This window comes from Nocardia sp. NPDC049149, assembly GCF_043197455.1.
Classification (GTDB): domain Bacteria; phylum Actinomycetota; class Actinomycetes; order Mycobacteriales; family Mycobacteriaceae; genus Nocardia.
In genome coordinates this window covers 511314-527223 of record NZ_JBICTD010000003.1, presented here as the reverse complement: position 1 = coordinate 527223, position 15910 = coordinate 511314, and the positions used below count along the sequence as shown (strand labels likewise).

Sequence of the window (15910 nt, the reverse complement as noted above, 5' to 3'; positions counted from 1 at the left end):
CGACCCCGACACGGGCATGCACTCGAACCAGAAGGCGAACTACTACACGGCATCGTCTACCGTTGGACCGTGAGCATTCTCGAGACAGTGCTGGTCTTCCTCGGCATCCCGCTGGTGATCTACGGCGCGATCGCTGGATTGTCGTATCTCGGTAAGCCATACGCTGGTGACAAGCCGGCCCACTTCGACCTAGGTCAGCAGTGGACGTCGGCCCCGGTGCTGTGGAGTGCGACCGACGAGGTGACCTCGACCGGTCATCACGAGGCTGCGTCGCATGGACATCATGCGGCGATCGAAGCCAACCAGGCGGAGCTGATCGGAGGCCGGGCAAGTGGCAAGTTCTAATTGGCCAGCGGTGGTCGAGGCCGACCTGCCGCACGGGTACGTCGTCACCACCAGCGGGCGCGTCTCCGGCGTGCACGAGGCGGGCGACGTGTTCAAGGAAGCCCCGTTCAGCGATGACGAGCGGCTGGCGATGGACAACGTGCTCACCGAGGCGACCCGCGCGACCAAGGTGCGGTTCAACGTCTACATCGGCGATCTCGGTGCGGATCCGGCCGCGGGCGCGGACGCGATCTTCCCGTCCACGCCGGAGGCGGCCCGCTCGGTGCTGATCGCCGTCTCGCCCAACGACAAGGCGATCGAGGTCCGCTCCGGCCACGACGTCGCCGACCGCGCGAACGACCGCGTCTGCCAGCTCGGCGTCACCGCCGCGCTCAGCTCGTTCCGGCAGGGCCAGCTGATCGACGGACTGGTCTCCGCCGTTCGTGTAATGGCCGCCGCCATCGGCCGCTGACCCTCTGACCTACCGCCGGTTCGGCGGAGTCGAGAGCATGCTTCCGGCGCGCTCACCCATCTCGGGTGAGCGCGCCGCTGGCGTTTTCGGGCCTGCTGTGCGGCGACAGACCACCGCAGACGCGAAATTTTTTGGGTTGGCTAGCACCACATTTGGGGTTTGTTCCCCGTCGCGCACCCCGAGCACCGTGGAAGCATGAAGATTCTTGTCACGGCAGCCACCGGAAACATCGGCCGCAAGGTCGTCGACCATCTGATCGCGGCAGGCGCCGACGATGTCAGGGCACTGACCAACCATCCGGCCCGGGCCGCGCTGCCCGCCGGAGTCGAGATCGCCGAGGGCTACCTCCGTCGAGTGTCGTCGTTGCCCGCCGCCTTCGAAGGGGTGGACCGGATGTACCTCGCCCCGGTTCTGGAAACGGTCGATGAGGTCGTCGCATTGGCGAAAGCCGCAGGCATCCAACACATTGTCGACCTCTCCGGTAATGAACACACCGAATGGCAGCCGATCGCGCAGGCGGTCGAGAAGTCCGGGGTCGACTGGACTCACCTCTACACCGGGGAGTTCACCGAGAACGCCACCATGTTCGCCGAGCAGATCCGGGCGGGCGACCAGGTGCCCGACGCCTACCCCGAAGCCGCGAACGCGCCGATCACGATGGACGACATCGCCCGCGTCGCGGCAGCGGTCCTGCTGTCCGACGGCCACGCCGGGCAGACTTACGAACTCACCGGACCGGAAACCCTGACCAGAGCCGACAAGATCAATCAGATCGGCGCGGCGATCGGCCGGACGCTCACCATGGTGAAAGTCGCACGCGCCGAGGCGATTCAGCAGCTGACGCCGATCATGGGCGAGTTTGCCGAATGGTATGTCGAGGGCCTCGCGATGATGGTCGACCACCCGCAGCAGGCGAACACAGTGATCGCCGACCTCACCGGCGCCCCCGCCACCACCTTCGCCCAGTGGGTCGTTGCCAACGCCGACTCGTTCCGCTGACCGCCCAGGCTCGAGGTTCCACAAACCCTGCCCACGGTTCACAGAGCGTGCACCCTCTGTGAACAGCGCCGAGCCTCTGTGGATCCGCACTGTCCGCACTCGTTCCGGGCTGCTGGGGGCAGTTCGAATCCACAGAACGGGTGCGGATTTGGGGAAGCCGGTCGGGACGGCCCGCTGGTGGCATTGCCGGGCCCGCGCAGCTTGGTGGGTGTGCCGCTGAAACGACAAGCACCGAGCCGGTGGTCCGGCTCGGTGCTTGTTTGAGCTATCAGTCGGCGGGATCCTGCCGACTGCGCTGCCTACGAGACGTCGAAGGCGCGGGCGCGCAGTGCACGCTCCACTCCCGCCTTGCCCTCGACGACCAAGCGGCGCAAGGCCGGTGGGTGGTCACCGGCGAGGAACTTGTCGGCGACGGCGACGGCGTCCTCGGTGACCGCCCACGCCGGGTAGAGCCCGACGACCACGGTCTGCGCGACCTCGCTGGAGCGCCGCTCCCACACACCGGGGACCTCCGCGAAGTACCGGTCGACGTATGGGGCGAGCAGTGCGCTCTGTCCGGCGGGCGCGAAGCCCGTGACGATCGAGCGGGCGGTGATGTTGGGGATGGAGTCGTCGTCCATCACCTTCGTCCAGGCCTGCTCCTTCGCCGCGGCGTTGGGGCGTGCGGTCGCGGCCGTCTGCGCGTGCCGCTTGCCCGCCGCGGTCGGGTCCTTGGCCAGCACCGCGTCGATGAACGGGGTTTCAAGGCCGTCGGCGTCGATCCGGCCCGCCGCGGCCAGCGCGATCACGAGCCGCCAGCGCAGATCGGTGTCGATCACCAGTCCGGCGAGGCCGACCTCGGCCGGGTCGCCGTCGAGCAGCGCGGACAGCACGTCGACGACGGCGGGGGACAGCTTGGCGGCCGTGAGCGCGTTGACGAACGCCAGCTGGTGATCCGAGCCCGCCTCGGCGGCGCGGGCGAGCTCGAGCACCCGCTCGGTGTAGGCGGCCCAGCCGGTGCTCTCCGCCCACGCCGGGTCGGCGTAGCTCTTGAGCGCGAGGTTGGCCTGCATCAGGAGCCGTTGCACCACACCGATTTCCGACTCGGCGCCGATGCCGCGCTGGACGAGTGCGAGGTAGTCGCGGGCCCGGAACTCGGCCTGCCTGGTCATTTCCCACGCCGCCGACCAGGCGAGGGTGCGTGGCAGCGATTCGGCGATATCGCCGATCCGGTTGATCAGCACGTCGAGCGAGTCCGCGTCGAGCCGCACCGAGCAGTAGGTCAGGTCGTCGTCGTTGACCAGCACGAACTGCCCGCTCGGCACGCCGACCAGCTCCGGAACCTCGGTGCGCTCGGTCGCGTCCAGATCGAGCTCGACGCGCTTGGTGCGCACCAGCTTTCCGTCCTGATCGTCGTAGACGCCGATCGCGAGCCGGTGCACGCGCCGCTCGCCAGCGCCGGGCTCGGCGCCGCTCTGCAGGACGGCGAACGAGGTGAACTTGCCCTCGGCGTCGACCTGGAAATCCGGGCGCAGCGTGTTGAGACCGGTGGTCTTGAGCCACTGCGCGCCCCACTCGGAAAGGTCACGGCCGGAGGACTTCTCGAGCGCGGCGAGCAGGTCGTCGAAGGTCGCGTTGGCGTAGGCGTGGTCGGCGAAGTAGGCGCGCAACCCAGCCAGGAACGGATCCAGGCCCACGTAGGCGACGAGCTGCTTGAGCACGCTCGCGCCCTTGGCGTAGGTGATGCCGTCGAAGTTGACCTCGACCGCGGCCAGGTCCGGAATGTCCGCGGCGATCGGGTGGGTGGAAGGCAGCTGGTCCTGCACGTACGCCCAGGACTTCTCCACGTTCGCGAAAGTGGTCCATGCCCCGGTGTATTCGGTGGCCTCGGACTGGCACAGCACCGAGGCGAAGGTCGCGAACGACTCGTTCAACCACAGGTCGTCCCACCACTTCATGGTGACCAGGTCGCCGAACCACATGTGCGCCATCTCGTGCAGCACGGTCTCGGCGCGGCGCTCGTAGGACGCGCGGGTGACCTTGGAGCGGAAGACGTAGTCCTCCAGGTAGGTCACCGCGCCTGCGTTCTCCATCGCGCCCGCGTTGAACTCCGGCACGAACAGCTGGTCGTACTTGCCGAACGCGTACGGCACGCCGAAGTTCTTGTGGTAGAAGCCGAATCCCTGCTTGGTCTCGGTGAACAGGCGCTCCTGGTCCATGTGCTCGGCCAGCGAGGCGCGGCAGTAGATGCCGAGCGGGATGCTGCCGTGTTCGTCGGTGTAGACGTCGGCCCACTGCGCATACGGGCCCGCGATGAGCGCGACCAGATAGGTGCTCATCTTCGGGGTGGTGCGGAAGACGTGCTTACCCGGTTCCGTGGCAAGGGTTTCCACCACGGCGCTGTTGGAGATGACCTGCCAGTCGGTGGGCGCGGTGACGGTGACGTCGAAGGTGGCCTTCAGGTCCGGCTGGTCGAAGCAGGCGAACATCCGCTTGGCATCGGCGGTTTCGAACTGCGAGTACAGGTAGACGGCCTGGTCGGTGGGGTCGACGAAGCGGTGCAGGCCCTCGCCGGTGTGCGAGTACTCGCAGTCGGCCTCGACGACCAGCTCGTTGGTTTCGGCAAGCCCGGTCAACGCGATGCCGGTCGACTCGTCGTAGCCGGAGACGTCGATCGCGGTGCCGTTGAGCACCGCCGAGCGGATGCTGCGGGCCACGATGTCGATGAAGGTGTCCGCGCCCGCGGTCGCGGTGAAGGTGACCGTGCTGCGGGAGAAGAACGTCTGCTCGCCCGGTTTGCCCGCGCCGTCGGTCAGATCCAGGTCGATGCGGTAATTCTCGACCGACACTGTCGACGCGCGCTGGACCGCTTGGTCGCGAGTCAGGTTCGGGGCAGGCATGAGGCTCCTTCGGGTTCGAAGAACTAAGCTCGGGCGTTCCCCACGATGCCACCTCGGTAAGGTGGCCCGCGCGGGAGTTTTTCCCCTAGAACCCTATCGACTCGAACCGGATGGAGCTGTGGAGTGAAGCATGTGCACGCGGGCAAGGTGCGTGACCTCTACGAGGACGGCGAAACGCTGCTGCTCGTCGCGTCCGACCGGGTCTCGGTGTACGACGTGGTGCTTCCGACGCCGATCCCGGACAAGGGCGCGCTGCTGACTCAGCTGTCGAACTGGTGGTTCGACTTCTTCACCGATGTGCCCAACCATGTGGTCTCGGCCACCGATGTGCCCGCCGAGTTCGCGGGCCGCGCGATCCGGGTCAAGCCGTTGAAGATGGTGCAGGTCGAGTGCATCGCCCGCGGCTACCTGGTCGGCTCGGGGCTGAAGGAGTACCAGCAGCTCGGCTCGGTGTCCGGGGTTGCGCTGCCGCCCGGTCTGCGCGAGGGCGACAAGCTGCCCGAGCCGATCTTCACGCCGACCACCAAGGCGTCCGAGGGGCACGACGAGTCCATCACCTTCGAGGACGTGGTGAACCAGGAGGGTCGCGAGGTCGCCGAGCAGCTGCGCGACCTGACTCTGCACATCTACTCCCGTGGTGCCGCGCATGCCGCCGAGCGTGGCGTCATCGTCGCCGATACCAAGGTCGAGTTCGGCTGGGACGGTGACGTTCTCACCCTCGGCGACGAGGTCCTCACCTCCGATTCGTCCCGTTTCTGGCCTGCCGCCGAATGGGAACCGGGGCGCTCGCAACGCTCTTTCGACAAGCAGTTCGTCCGCGACTGGGCCACCTCCACCGGCTGGAACAAGGAGTACCCTGGCCCGGAAATCCCCGCAGACATCGTCGAGGCCACCCGCCAGAAGTACCAGGAGGCCTACGAACTCATCACCGGCCGCACCTGGTCCGGCGTTTCGGCGTAGCGCGGGTCGGTGGTGCCTGCGGCCGCGGGCACCTTATGTGCACCAAGTACCGGACGACAGCGGTCGAATCAGGCCGCCGCTGGCGATCGGCCACGAACCGCCGAATCCGGTGCAAGTCTCTGACCTGCACCGGAAGGCGTGAAATATGGTCGGGGTGACAGGATTTGAACCTGCGACCCTCCGCTCCCAAAGCGGATGCGCTACCAAGCTGCGCTACACCCCGTGTCCCTCGCGGCGGCGGTGGCCGCCGTCGAGGCTGAATTCTGTGTGGAGCCGGTGACGGGAATCGAACCCGCGCTATCTGCTTGGAAGGCAGAAGTTCTACCATTGAACTACACCGGCAGGCATACGACATCGATGGGATCGCCACGATGTCGTGTGCGTTCAGACTGTACCGAACCCTGCTTCAGAAATGCCAATCAGCCCCCGCTCGGCCCGGCCGCGTTGGCACGGTTGTTGGCGTCCGGGCAACGCAGCGCCTGCGGTCTTGCACGTCATCGGCCCAGTCGGGCCTACGGCGGGTGAACCAGAACTAAATGAAATTAAAAGGGTTCTATTCCTGGAAACTCGGGCGTGTCGGCACGGAAGCGGGGAGCATATGGGACGCGTGACGACTCCTGTCGGGGGGAGCCGTGGCCCACGGGGTGGCCACCAGTCACGCCCGAGCGGTCGCGGAGAGGATGCCTGTGTCGACAACGCAACTCGCCGCCGTAACAGGAATTTGTCCTGTCTTTCCGACCGCCGGGTGTGCTGCGGGACGAGAAATCCGTCACCAGTTCCCGATCGGGCCGAAGCCTCGCGCATCCTCGGCAAATCACACGGCTACCTGGATGCGACGCCATGGTTCGCGGTCCGCTGGACCAAGCGCGCGGCCCCACGGCGTCGACGTGTCGCTGGTGGTCGCGGGGACCCGCTTGGCGCGCACCAGTAGCGCGTCGTCAGCGCGTCAGCGCGCGACTTCTCAGCGAACAAAATTCCTGTGTAACGCCAGTGCGATTCCAGCGATCACATACCCGATCGCCATTCGCGAGGGATCGAGAACACGTTGTAAAACAGCGTTTTTCGATGCCGGGTGGCTTGCTAGGATCCTTTTTGCCGGACGGGGGTATCTGGAAAGGGGGCGGTGAGCGTGCGCCGAGCCAGGTGGACAGAACCGCGTAGCAGTGCGAACGATCGGGGTGACGACGGCACCTGTGCCAGCACAGGGCTTCTGGGTACCGACGTCACCGGCGCCGGGTGAGTTCGATGTCGGTCGATATCGAGCCCCCCGTCGCCGCGATGGCCCGCGCCTGGGCCCGGGCGGTGTGCGCCGAGCCGGGTTCCGGCGCGTCGCCACAACAGCTGGAACCGGTACTGATCGAGATCGTCGAGCGCCTACTCACGCTAGCCAGGTCCGAGCCCTTCCCGGTGCCGGAGGCACGCGGACTCGGGGCTCGGCTCGCCGAGGCGCCGTTCGACCGGATCCGGATGCTCGCGCAGGCCACTCGCTGGCTGCTCGGCTTCCCCTCCGGCGCGCCCGGTTCGCTCGTCGCCACGCGCTGGCCGTTCGTCGCCAGCCAAGCCATCGACAGCTATGCGCAGGCGCTGCAGGAGCGCGCGCTGGCACAGCAGGAGCAGAACCTTTCGGCCAAGGTGTCGTTGCGCGTGCAGGAGATCGCCGCGCTGCAGCATCGGCTGCGGCACGAGGCCACCCACGACGCGCTCACCGACCTCGCCAACCGGACGCTGCTGCAGGACCGGGTGCGGTTGATGTCCACCGACCCGAACCGCGGCGTCGGCCTGCTGCTGATCGACTTGGACCGGTTCAAGCAGATCAACGACGGCTACGGGCATGCGATCGGCGACGAGGTGCTCGTCGAGCTGGCCAACCGGCTGCGTGAGGTGTGCCCGCCCGACACCGTCATCTGTCGTTACGGCGGAGACGAATTCGTGCTTGCCGTCAACCCGCCGCACAACACGGTCGGCGACCTCGCGCACCGCATCGTTTCCGCACTGCGCGACCCGGTCTGGTCGACGGCGGGCCCGGTGCCGGTCTCCGCGAGCGTCGGTACCGCCTACTGCCCACCCGGCAGCTCCTGCGACTTCAGCGACCTGCTTCGCCGCGCCGACCGCGCAATGTACTCCGCGAAGACAGCAGGCGGCCGACGCTTCGCCCTCGCCGACGAACCGGAAATCGACACGGCCGTCGCAGGCTGAGGAAGCGTCGACAGACACCGCGCTGAGCGGCTCACCGACGAGTCACGTTGAGCGACGGCACGAGTCGGGCCGACGGTTAGACGTCGGCAGGCGGTGTTCCAGTGCAGCTGACGGTGCCGCTGCATGCCGAGCGCCCACGGGCGATGTTTCTGATCGAGGGGGTACTGGTGCAGGTGGCTTCTCGGGCGATGCCTGCACCAGTACCCCCTCGATCGTGAGGCCGGGCTTAGGTGAGGCTGCGGGGCTAGTCGGGTTGGCAGGTGGGGCACCAGAAGAGGTTTCGGGCGTCCATGACTGCGTGGGTGATGGGGGTGCCGCAGACGCGGCATGGTTCGCCTTGGCGTCGGTAGACGTAGGTGCGGGGGCGGTCCGGGGCGTAGGAGGGTGCGCCGTGGTCGTCTTCGGGGCGGACCACGACCATCTTGCCGACGCGCACACCGACTTTCATCAGCGCGACGAGATCCGCCCATATCGCGTCCCATTCGTCGGCGGACAGTCCGGTGCCGAGGCGGTACGGCGAAACCTGGTGCCGGAACAGCACTTCCGCCCGGTACACGTTGCCGACGCCCGCGAGCACCGACTGATCCATCAGCAGCGCACCGATCGGCCTGCGTGAGCGGTGCAGGCGCTGCCATGCGCGGTCGCGGTCGGCGCCGCGGCGCAGCGGGTCGGGACCGAGCCGGTCGGTGAGCGCGGAAACCTCTGGTGCGAGCAGCACTTCACAGGCGGTGGGCCCGCGCAGGTCGGTGCCGAAGCCGGGTTGCCCGTCCGGCGCCCCGAGCATGCGCATCCTGACCTGGCCGACCGGTTCGCCCATCGGCAGCTCGGATTCGGTGAACTTGCCGTAGAGACCGAGATGCACGTGCACGACCAGACCCGAGTCGTAGTGGTGCAGTAGATGTTTGCCCCATGCTTCGGCGCGCGTCAGCAAGTGTCCGTCGACGCGCGCCGCACCGGCGGCGAACTTGCCCTGCGGGCTCGACACGCGCACCACACCGCCCGCGAGGCGCTGCTGGTGCAGCCTCGCGAGCCGGTGCAGCGTATGACCTTCTGGCACGGACGGATACGCGCGATCAGTACGCGGGAACCGCCGGAGCCTCGCCGGACTTCTCGTAGTCGGCCAGGATGTCGATGCGCCGCTGGTGCCGCGCCTCCTCCGACCACGGGGTCGAGACGAACGCGTCGACGATGGCGAGCGCCTCCTCGGTGGAGTGCATGCGGCCGCCGATGCCTGCCAGCTGAGCGTTGTTGTGCTGACGCGCCAGCTTGGCGGTCTCCACGCTCCAGGTCAGCGCGCAGCGGGCGCCGGGCACCTTGTTCGCGGCGATCTGCTCGCCGTTGCCGCTGCCGCCGAAGACCAGCCCGAGGCTGCCGGGGTCGGCGACGGTGCGGCGGGCGGCCTCGATGCAGAAGGCCGGGTAGTCGTCGAGCGCGTCGTATTCGAGCGCGCCGCAGTCGACCACGTCGTGGCCCGCCTTTTCCAGATGATCCTTGACGTGGTTCTTGAGTTCGAAACCGGCATGGTCGGCACCGAGGTATACGCGCATGGCAGGCATTCTCTCAGGCCGGTTCCCGGCCAGGCACGAAGGGGCATACGACCCCATTAACGCCGGGGACCGCTTCCGCGAATCGAGAAGTACGCCTGGCATGTCCGGGACCGTCAGGATCCCGACGCATCACCGTGGCGCCGCTCCCCTCACTCGCATCTGAATAGAGTTCATCTCATGCAGCCGCACGAACCCCAACCGCCCCATCAGTCGGGCCCGCACGCCGATCCGACTGCCCAGGCAGGGTGGGCGCAGCCGCAGGACGCGTCCGCCGCGTCCTTCCCGCCGCCCTACCCGCAGGCGCCGTACGGTGCCTATCCCGGCGCGCCCGTCCCGCCTGCGGTGCCGCCGCAGCAGCAGCCGCGCGGCCTTTCGCCCTTCGGGATGCCTGCCAGGCACAACTGGGAGATCCCGATGCTCGTCGTGGTGGTCATGTTGACCACCGTCGCGTATCTGTTCGCGGTGCTGCTCTTGGCTTTCGGCAGCTTCGATCAGTATGTGTTGTTGCTGGTCTCCGCGCCGGTGGTGCTCTGGTTCGGCCGTGGCATCACCTATTCGACGCAGCGGGTCAACGGTGTGAAGATGTCGCCGACGCAGTTTCCGGAGGGCTACCAGATGGTGGTGGAGGCGGCTGCTCGATTCGGCATGGCCAAGGTGCCGGATGCGTATGTGGTGCTCGGCAACGGTCAGATCAACGCGTTCGCCAGCGGGCACGGGTTCCGCCGCTTCGTGGCGGTCTACAGCGATCTGTTCGAGATCGGCGGCGCCGCACGCGAACCCGATGCGCTGGCGTTCATCATCGGCCACGAGGTCGGTCACATCGCGGCGGGGCACACCTCGTACTGGCGGCAGCTCGGCATGTTCCTGGTGCCGTTCCTGCCGATCATCGGCACCTCGCTGATCCGCGCGCAGGAGTACACCGCCGACAATCACGGCTTCTGCAATCGGCATGTCGGCGCACCCGCCGCGATGGGCACGCTGGCCGCGGGGAAGTACATGAACAGGCTCGTCGGTTTCGACGAGATGGCCGACCGGGCGGCGCAGGAGAAGGGCTTCTTCGTCTGGGTGGTCAACGCCATGTCCTCGCACCCGGTGCTGACCTGGCGGATGTGGGCGCTGCGGGACCGCAGCGCGCACGGCAGGCTGTGGTTGCGTCCCAGTCCGCCCGCCGGACCTGGTGTGCCCGCTGGACCGGGAGTGCCTGTCGGACCGGGAGTGCCCGCGCCAGGCGGTTATCCGAGCTCCGCCGGGCAGACGCCCGCGCTACCGCCCAAACCCGTTCAGTTCTGAGCGGGCCGCATGCCGCGGGGGCGATCCCGCGGCATGCCTGCGTGCACTCAGTCGAATTCCGGTTCCTCGGTGCGGGTCCGCTTGAGCTCGAAGAAGTGCGGATAGTCGGCCAGCGTGACCGAGGCGTCCCACAGCTTGCCCGCCTGCTCGCCGCGCGGGATCCGGGACAGCACCGGGCCGAAGAACGCGGTGCCGTTGATGTGGATCGTCGGCGTGCCTACGTCGTCGCCGACCTTGTCCATGCCCTCGTGGTGGCTCTTGCGCAGCGCCTCGTCGTAGTCGGTGCTTTCGGCAGCCGCTGCCAGCTCGGCGGGCAGGCCGACCTCGGCGAGCGAATCGGCGATCACCGCGGCGAGGGATTCCGTGCGCGAGTCGCGCTTGTATTCCTCGCGGCGGTTGTGGATACGGGTGCCCATCGCGGTGTAGAGCGGCAACAGCACCTTCTCGCCGTGCTGTTGCGCGGCGGCGATGGCGACCCGGACCGGACCCCAGCCGCTGGCGAGCAGTTCCTTGTACTGCGGGGGCAGGCCTTCCCTGTTCTCGTTCAGCACGGCCAGGCTCATCACGTGGAAGCGCGCCTCGATGTCGCGGACCTGCTCGACTTCGAGGATCCAGCGGGAGGTGATCCAACACCAGGGGCACAGTGGGTCGAACCAGAAATCGGCGACATCTTTGGCGGAACCGGCATCACTCACGGTAGGTCCTCTCGAAAGACATGATCAGTGGGCGGCGCGCACTTTTCGCCGCTCTACCGAGCAACCACGGGAGCCGCCGATTCGTTCCCGTCCGGTGGACGCGTTTTCGGGAGATGCCGCCGTCGGCCCCAGTAGGGTTGGCCACCAGGAGTCCGGTTACCTCTCGAACAAGGAGTCCGCCATGAGCTCGGATCAACATTTCGTTATCGTCGGCGGCGGACTCGCCGCAGCGAAGCTAGCGGAAGCATTGCGCGCCAACGACTTTCCCGGAACGGTGACGCTGGTCGGCAAGGAGGAGTGGCTGCCGTACGAGCGCCCACCCTTGTCCAAGGAACATCTGGCAGGCAAGAAGCAGCTCCCCGAATTCACCGTCGAACCGCGCCAGTGGTACCGGGACCATCACATCGAGGTACAGGTCGGCACGACCGTCGAGGGACTCGACCGGGCCGCGAAGACCATCTCGCTGCCCGACGGCTCCACGATCTCCTACGACAAGCTCGCGCTCGCCACCGGTTCGACGCCGCGCACGCTGCCGATACCCGGCGCCGACGCGCCGAACGTGTACACGCTGCGGACCATCGAGGATTCCGACACCCTGGTTGAGCTGTTCAGCAGCGCGGCGCAGCGGATCGTGATCATCGGAGCGGGCTGGATCGGCCTGGAGGTGGCTTCGGCGGCGCGGAACGCGGGCGTGGAGGTGACCATCGTCGAAACCGCGAAGCACCCGCTGCTCGGCGCGCTCGGGCCGGAAATGGGTGAGGTGTTCGCCGACCTGCACCGTGCGCACGGCGTCGATCTGCGGCTCGACGCTCAGGTCACCGAGATCACCACGAAGGACGGGATCGGGACCGCGCTGGCCACCGGGGTGAAGCTCGGCGACGGCACCGTCGTCGAGGCGCAGGCGGTGCTGGTCGCGGTCGGCGCCAGCCCGAACATCGGCCTGGCCACTGACGCCGGGCTCGCCGTCGACGGCGGCGTGCTCGTCGACGAGCACCTACGGACGAGCGATCCGGACATTGTCGCCGTCGGTGACATTGCGGAACAACAGCATCCGGTGCTCGGTCGCCGAATTCGGGTGGAGCACTGGGCGAACGCGCTCAACCAGCCTGCTGTCGCGGCCGCGACCATGCTCGGGAAGGACGCCAGTTACGACCGGCTGCCCTACTTCTTCACCGACCAGTACGACCTGGGCATGGAGTACACCGGCTATGCGGCGCCCGGCGAGTACGACCGCGTGGTGACGCGTGGTGATGTGGCGGGCCGCGAGTTCGTCGCGTTCTGGCTCGACGCGGACAACCGGGTGCTTGCCGGCATGAACGTGAACGTGTGGGACGTGACCGACCGGATCAAGGAGCTGATCCTGGCTGGAGAGCCGGTCGATCCGGATCGCTTGGCCGACACGTCGATTCCGCTGTGACGCGGTTCACCGGGCACGATATGTCGAAACCGCGCGCACGGTTGCGACCCCATCGCGAGCGCGCCACCTGGGCGCACCGATCGGCGGTAGCCGGAGAGAAGTTTCGATGAAGTACATGCTGTTGAAGACCTACACCACCCCCGCATTCTGCGACACTCCGATCGCGGAATGGTCCCCCGAAGATATCCAGGCGCACATAGACTTTCAACGCGCCCTCGGCGAGCAATTGGCCAAGTCGGGCGAGCTGGTCGACGCGCAAGGGCTCGCCGGTCCTACGGAAGCCCGCATCGTCAGCTCCGACGGCCGCTCGGCGCCGGTGGTGACCGACGGACCGTTCCCGGAGACGAAGGAATTTCTGGCCGGGTACTGGATCGTCGACGTGGAAAGCCCGGAACGGGCCTACGAGATCGCCGCGCAGGCCTCGGCGGCACCGGGGCCGGGTGGCAAGCCGATAGGCGAATACATCGAAGTGCGGTTGGTGCTGAGCGTCCCAGCCACCGACCAGTGAGCAACCGGCGAGTGGTGCCCGACGACACACCGCTCCCGGCGAGGGCCGAGGACCTGTTGCGCGAGTTGGCGCCGCAGGTCCTCGGTGCGTTGGTCCGTCGTTTCGGTGATTTCGACACCGCCGAGGACGCCGTGCAGGAGGCGATGCTGGCCGCGGCGACCCAGTGGCCGGTCGACGGGTTGCCGGACAATCCGCGCGGTTGGCTCATTCAGGTGGCGCAGCGCCGGATGGCGGACGCGGTGCGCGCCGAGGTCGCGCGGCGGCGCAGGGAGACAACGGCATTCGATCGTGACGTGCCCGATGCGATGCCGGTCGACCAGGACGACACACTCGCCATGTTCTTTCTGTGCTGTCATCCCGCGTTGTCCTCGGCCAGCGCGATCGCGTTGACCTTGCGCGCGGTCGGTGGTCTCGGCACGGCGGAGATCGCACATGCCTTCTTGCTGCCGGAAACGACCATGGCGCAGCGGATCACGCGGGCGAAGAAGAAGCTGGCGACGCTGGACCGGCCATTCGCGGGGATCGACGAGCTCTCGCGAAGCGAGCGACTCGGCACCGTCCTGCACGTGCTCTACCTGATTTTCACCGAAGGCAGCACGAGTACTTCCGGTCCGGAGCTGCATCGCGTCGATCTGTCCACCGAGGCAATTCGTTTGGCTCGCGCCGTGCATCGGCTGCTACCCGACGACACCGAGGTCACCGGCCTGCTCGCGCTCATGCTGCTCACCGACGCCCGCCGTGCGGCCCGCACCGGTGCGCACGGTGAACTGATTCCGCTCGCCGAGCAGCACCGCGCGCGATGGGACCGCACCCAGATCACCGAGGGCGTTCGGTTGACGACCAGCACTCTCGCCAAAGGACTTTCCGGTCCTTATCAAATCCAGGCCGCCATCGCCGTCCTGCATACTCAGGCGGTTCGTACCGAAGACACCGACTGGTCCAAGATCCTCGATCTCTACCTGCTCCTCGAAAAGCTCGGCGACAACCCGATCGTCACCCTCAACCGGGCCGTCGCCACCGCTATGGTGCACGGGCCCGCCGCGGGCCTCGCGCTCGCCGCCACCCTGGACGACCAACTCGCGACCAACCACCGCCTGGACGCCGTGCGTGGCCATCTCCATGAAATGGCAGGCGATTTCCCCGCCGCCATCGCCCACTACACGGCCGCCGCGGCCCGCACCCCGAGCTCGCCGGAGAACCACTACCTCACCCTCCGCGCCGCCCGCCTCCGTCACTCCTAGACTGCGTGGGGTGACGGACAAGTACAGCGCGGGCGTGTTGCTGTTCCGCCGGACCGCAGGCCGGCCCGAGGTGCTGCTGGGCCACATGGGCGGACCCTTCTGGGCTAAGAAGGACGACGGCGCGTGGTCGATACCGAAGGGCGAGTACGAACCGGACCTCGAAGAAGCCCAAGCTGCGGCCGCCCGCGAATTCCATGAGGAACTAGGCCTTTTCGTCCCGCCGGGCGACTGGATTCCCCTCGGCGACGTCCGCTATGGCAGCGGCAAAGGCAAGAAGAACCTCACCGTCTGGGCCCTCGAAGGCGACCTCGACCCGACCGTCATTGTCCCGGGGACCTTCGACATGGAATGGCCTCCGCGCTCCGGCAAGACCGCCACCTTTCCCGAAATAGACCGTGCCGCCTGGTTCGACCTTCCCACCGCCACCGCCAAACTCGGCACCGGCCAACGCCCCTACCTGGATCGCCTGTCCGAGCACCTGGCTCAGCAAGCCTGACGGCGTCGAGCTGGGCTCGATGGGCATGGCCCGGCGGCCCGAAACGACGCCCGTAGTGGCGGCACGCTATACCGTACAATCGTACTAAGAACGCTCGTACTGTATTGCGAGGAGGGTCAGATGTGGGATCCGAAGAAATATCTCGACTTTGCCGATCATCGGGCTCGGCCGTTCTTCGAATTGGTGGGGCGGATTGATGCGGAAAAACCGCGCACCGTAGTGGATTTGGGGTGTGGGCCGGGCACGCTGACCGGGGTGCTCGGAGAGCGGTGGCCGGAGGCGCGGATCGATGCGCTCGATTCCTCGCCGGAGATGGTGCGCGAGGCGCGCGAGCGTGGAGTCGCCGCGCGGGTGCTCGATGTGCACGACTGGCAGCCGGATGCGGAGACCGATGTGGTGGTCTGTAACGCTGTGCTGCAATGGGTTCCGGACCATCTGGCCTTGCTGGGGGAGTGGATGGCCGCGCTGCCGCGCGGTGCGTGGTTCGCGTTGCAGGTGCCGGGGAATTTCGATGCGCCGTCGCATCGCGCGATCCGGGCGTTGGCTACCGAACCGCGATGGCAGGGCGCATTGGGGGAGATCGCGCTGCGGTCCGCCGATGCGGTGCCCGACCCGCGTGCGTATGTGGCGGTGATGATCGCTGAAGGCACCGGCGTCGATGTGTGGGAGACCACCTATCTGCAGCGGCTGACCGGGCCGGATCCGGTGCTGGAGTGGGTGACCGGTACCGCGCTGACGCCGATTCGAGGCGCGCTCGACAACGCGGACTGGCAGGAGTTCCGCACCGAGCTGGCGCCGCGGCTGCGCAACGCCTATCCGCAAATGGCCGACGGCAGTACGTGGTTCCCGTTCCGTCGCATTTTCGCGGTGGCCCACAAGGCCTGAT

15 protein-coding genes and 2 tRNA genes are annotated in these 15910 nt (G+C 67.4%); 11 read left to right on the top strand and 6 right to left on the bottom strand.

Going from position 1 to position 15910, the window contains the following annotated elements; translation table 11 throughout:
• Positions 1 to 69 precede the first annotated feature (69 nt).
• The 3 genes from ACGFNJ_RS13255 to ACGFNJ_RS13245 all read left to right on the top strand — a co-directional run bounded on the left by ACGFNJ_RS13255 (position 70) and on the right by ACGFNJ_RS13245 (position 1795).
• Positions 70 to 345, top strand: coding sequence for a hypothetical protein (locus ACGFNJ_RS13255; RefSeq protein ID WP_393446833.1), 276 nt, complete (start codon positions 70 to 72; stop codon positions 343 to 345).
• Entirely contained in the window at positions 332 to 796 is a 465-nt protein-coding gene (locus ACGFNJ_RS13250) for a DUF5130 domain-containing protein (protein ID WP_069166975.1), read from the top strand. The genes ACGFNJ_RS13255 and ACGFNJ_RS13250 overlap by 14 nt, the downstream gene beginning before the upstream one ends.
• 195 nt (positions 797 to 991) lie before the next feature.
• A complete protein-coding gene (locus tag ACGFNJ_RS13245) occupies positions 992 to 1795 on the top strand; it encodes an SDR family oxidoreductase (protein ID WP_393446831.1) in 804 nt (267 codons plus the stop codon).
• Between the two features lie 299 nt (positions 1796 to 2094).
• Here ACGFNJ_RS13245 and pepN read toward each other — a convergent pair whose 3' ends face one another.
• Positions 2095 to 4674 (bottom strand): aminopeptidase N, encoded by a 2580-nt coding sequence (gene pepN / locus ACGFNJ_RS13240; protein WP_393446829.1) that lies wholly within the window; start codon positions 4672 to 4674, stop codon positions 2095 to 2097.
• A gap of 123 nt (positions 4675 to 4797) precedes the next feature.
• Between pepN and ACGFNJ_RS13235 the strand changes: the two genes are divergently transcribed.
• Complete coding sequence (locus ACGFNJ_RS13235) at positions 4798 to 5634, top strand: phosphoribosylaminoimidazolesuccinocarboxamide synthase (RefSeq protein WP_393446827.1); 837 nt, start codon at positions 4798 to 4800, stop codon at positions 5632 to 5634.
• Between the two features lie 146 nt (positions 5635 to 5780).
• Here ACGFNJ_RS13235 and ACGFNJ_RS13230 read toward each other — a convergent pair.
• Together ACGFNJ_RS13230 and ACGFNJ_RS13225 are read right to left on the bottom strand one after the other, a co-directional pair.
• A tRNA-Pro gene (locus tag ACGFNJ_RS13230) sits at positions 5781 to 5857 on the bottom strand.
• Positions 5858 to 5902: 45 nt separating this feature from the next.
• Positions 5903 to 5976: transfer RNA gene (locus ACGFNJ_RS13225), tRNA-Gly, on the bottom strand.
• 903 nt (positions 5977 to 6879) lie between these two features.
• Here ACGFNJ_RS13225 and ACGFNJ_RS13220 point away from each other — a divergent pair.
• The gene (locus ACGFNJ_RS13220; protein WP_393446825.1) at positions 6880 to 7830 is read left to right on the top strand and encodes a diguanylate cyclase domain-containing protein; all 951 of its coding nucleotides are present in this window, start codon (positions 6880 to 6882) and stop codon (positions 7828 to 7830) included.
• Between the two features lie 244 nt (positions 7831 to 8074).
• Here the strand turns inward: ACGFNJ_RS13220 and ACGFNJ_RS13215 are convergent, their stop codons facing one another.
• Together ACGFNJ_RS13215 and ACGFNJ_RS13210 are read right to left on the bottom strand one after the other, a co-directional pair.
• Positions 8075 to 8887 carry an Fpg/Nei family DNA glycosylase gene (locus tag ACGFNJ_RS13215; RefSeq protein ID WP_393446823.1) on the bottom strand — a complete coding sequence of 271 codons (813 nt, stop codon included), beginning with the start codon at positions 8885 to 8887 and terminating at the stop codon, positions 8075 to 8077.
• A gap of 16 nt (positions 8888 to 8903) precedes the next feature.
• Positions 8904 to 9377, bottom strand: coding sequence for a ribose-5-phosphate isomerase (locus ACGFNJ_RS13210; RefSeq protein ID WP_393446821.1), 474 nt, complete (start codon positions 9375 to 9377; stop codon positions 8904 to 8906).
• Positions 9378 to 9554: 177 nt separating this feature from the next.
• Here ACGFNJ_RS13210 and ACGFNJ_RS13205 point away from each other — a divergent pair, with 177 nt between their 5' ends.
• Entirely contained in the window at positions 9555 to 10667 is a 1113-nt protein-coding gene (locus ACGFNJ_RS13205) for a M48 family metallopeptidase (RefSeq protein WP_393446819.1), read from the top strand.
• A gap of 47 nt (positions 10668 to 10714) precedes the next feature.
• On the opposite strand, the gene ACGFNJ_RS13200 is transcribed toward ACGFNJ_RS13205, so the two are convergent.
• Positions 10715 to 11362, bottom strand: coding sequence for a DsbA family protein (locus tag ACGFNJ_RS13200; RefSeq protein ID WP_393446817.1), 648 nt, complete (start codon positions 11360 to 11362; stop codon positions 10715 to 10717).
• A gap of 181 nt (positions 11363 to 11543) precedes the next feature.
• Between ACGFNJ_RS13200 and ACGFNJ_RS13195 the strand changes: the two genes are divergently transcribed.
• The 5 genes from ACGFNJ_RS13195 to ACGFNJ_RS13175 all read left to right on the top strand — a co-directional run bounded on the left by ACGFNJ_RS13195 (position 11544) and on the right by ACGFNJ_RS13175 (position 15909).
• Positions 11544 to 12779 carry an NAD(P)/FAD-dependent oxidoreductase gene (locus ACGFNJ_RS13195; protein ID WP_393446815.1) on the top strand — a complete coding sequence of 412 codons (1236 nt, stop codon included), beginning with the start codon at positions 11544 to 11546 and terminating at the stop codon, positions 12777 to 12779.
• Positions 12780 to 12885: 106 nt separating this feature from the next.
• Positions 12886 to 13287, top strand: coding sequence for a YciI family protein (locus tag ACGFNJ_RS13190; protein WP_393446813.1), 402 nt, complete (start codon positions 12886 to 12888; stop codon positions 13285 to 13287).
• Complete coding sequence (locus ACGFNJ_RS13185) at positions 13284 to 14528, top strand: RNA polymerase sigma factor (protein ID WP_393446811.1); 1245 nt, start codon at positions 13284 to 13286, stop codon at positions 14526 to 14528. Before ACGFNJ_RS13190 ends, ACGFNJ_RS13185 begins: the two co-directional genes overlap by 4 nt.
• 10 nt (positions 14529 to 14538) lie before the next feature.
• Positions 14539 to 15024, top strand: a complete 486-nt coding sequence (locus tag ACGFNJ_RS13180) for an NUDIX domain-containing protein (protein WP_393446809.1) — start codon at positions 14539 to 14541, stop codon at positions 15022 to 15024.
• A gap of 120 nt (positions 15025 to 15144) precedes the next feature.
• Positions 15145 to 15909 (top strand): trans-aconitate 2-methyltransferase, encoded by a 765-nt coding sequence (locus tag ACGFNJ_RS13175; RefSeq protein WP_393446807.1) that lies wholly within the window; start codon positions 15145 to 15147, stop codon positions 15907 to 15909.
• The last annotated feature ends 1 nt before the right edge of the window (position 15910 follow it).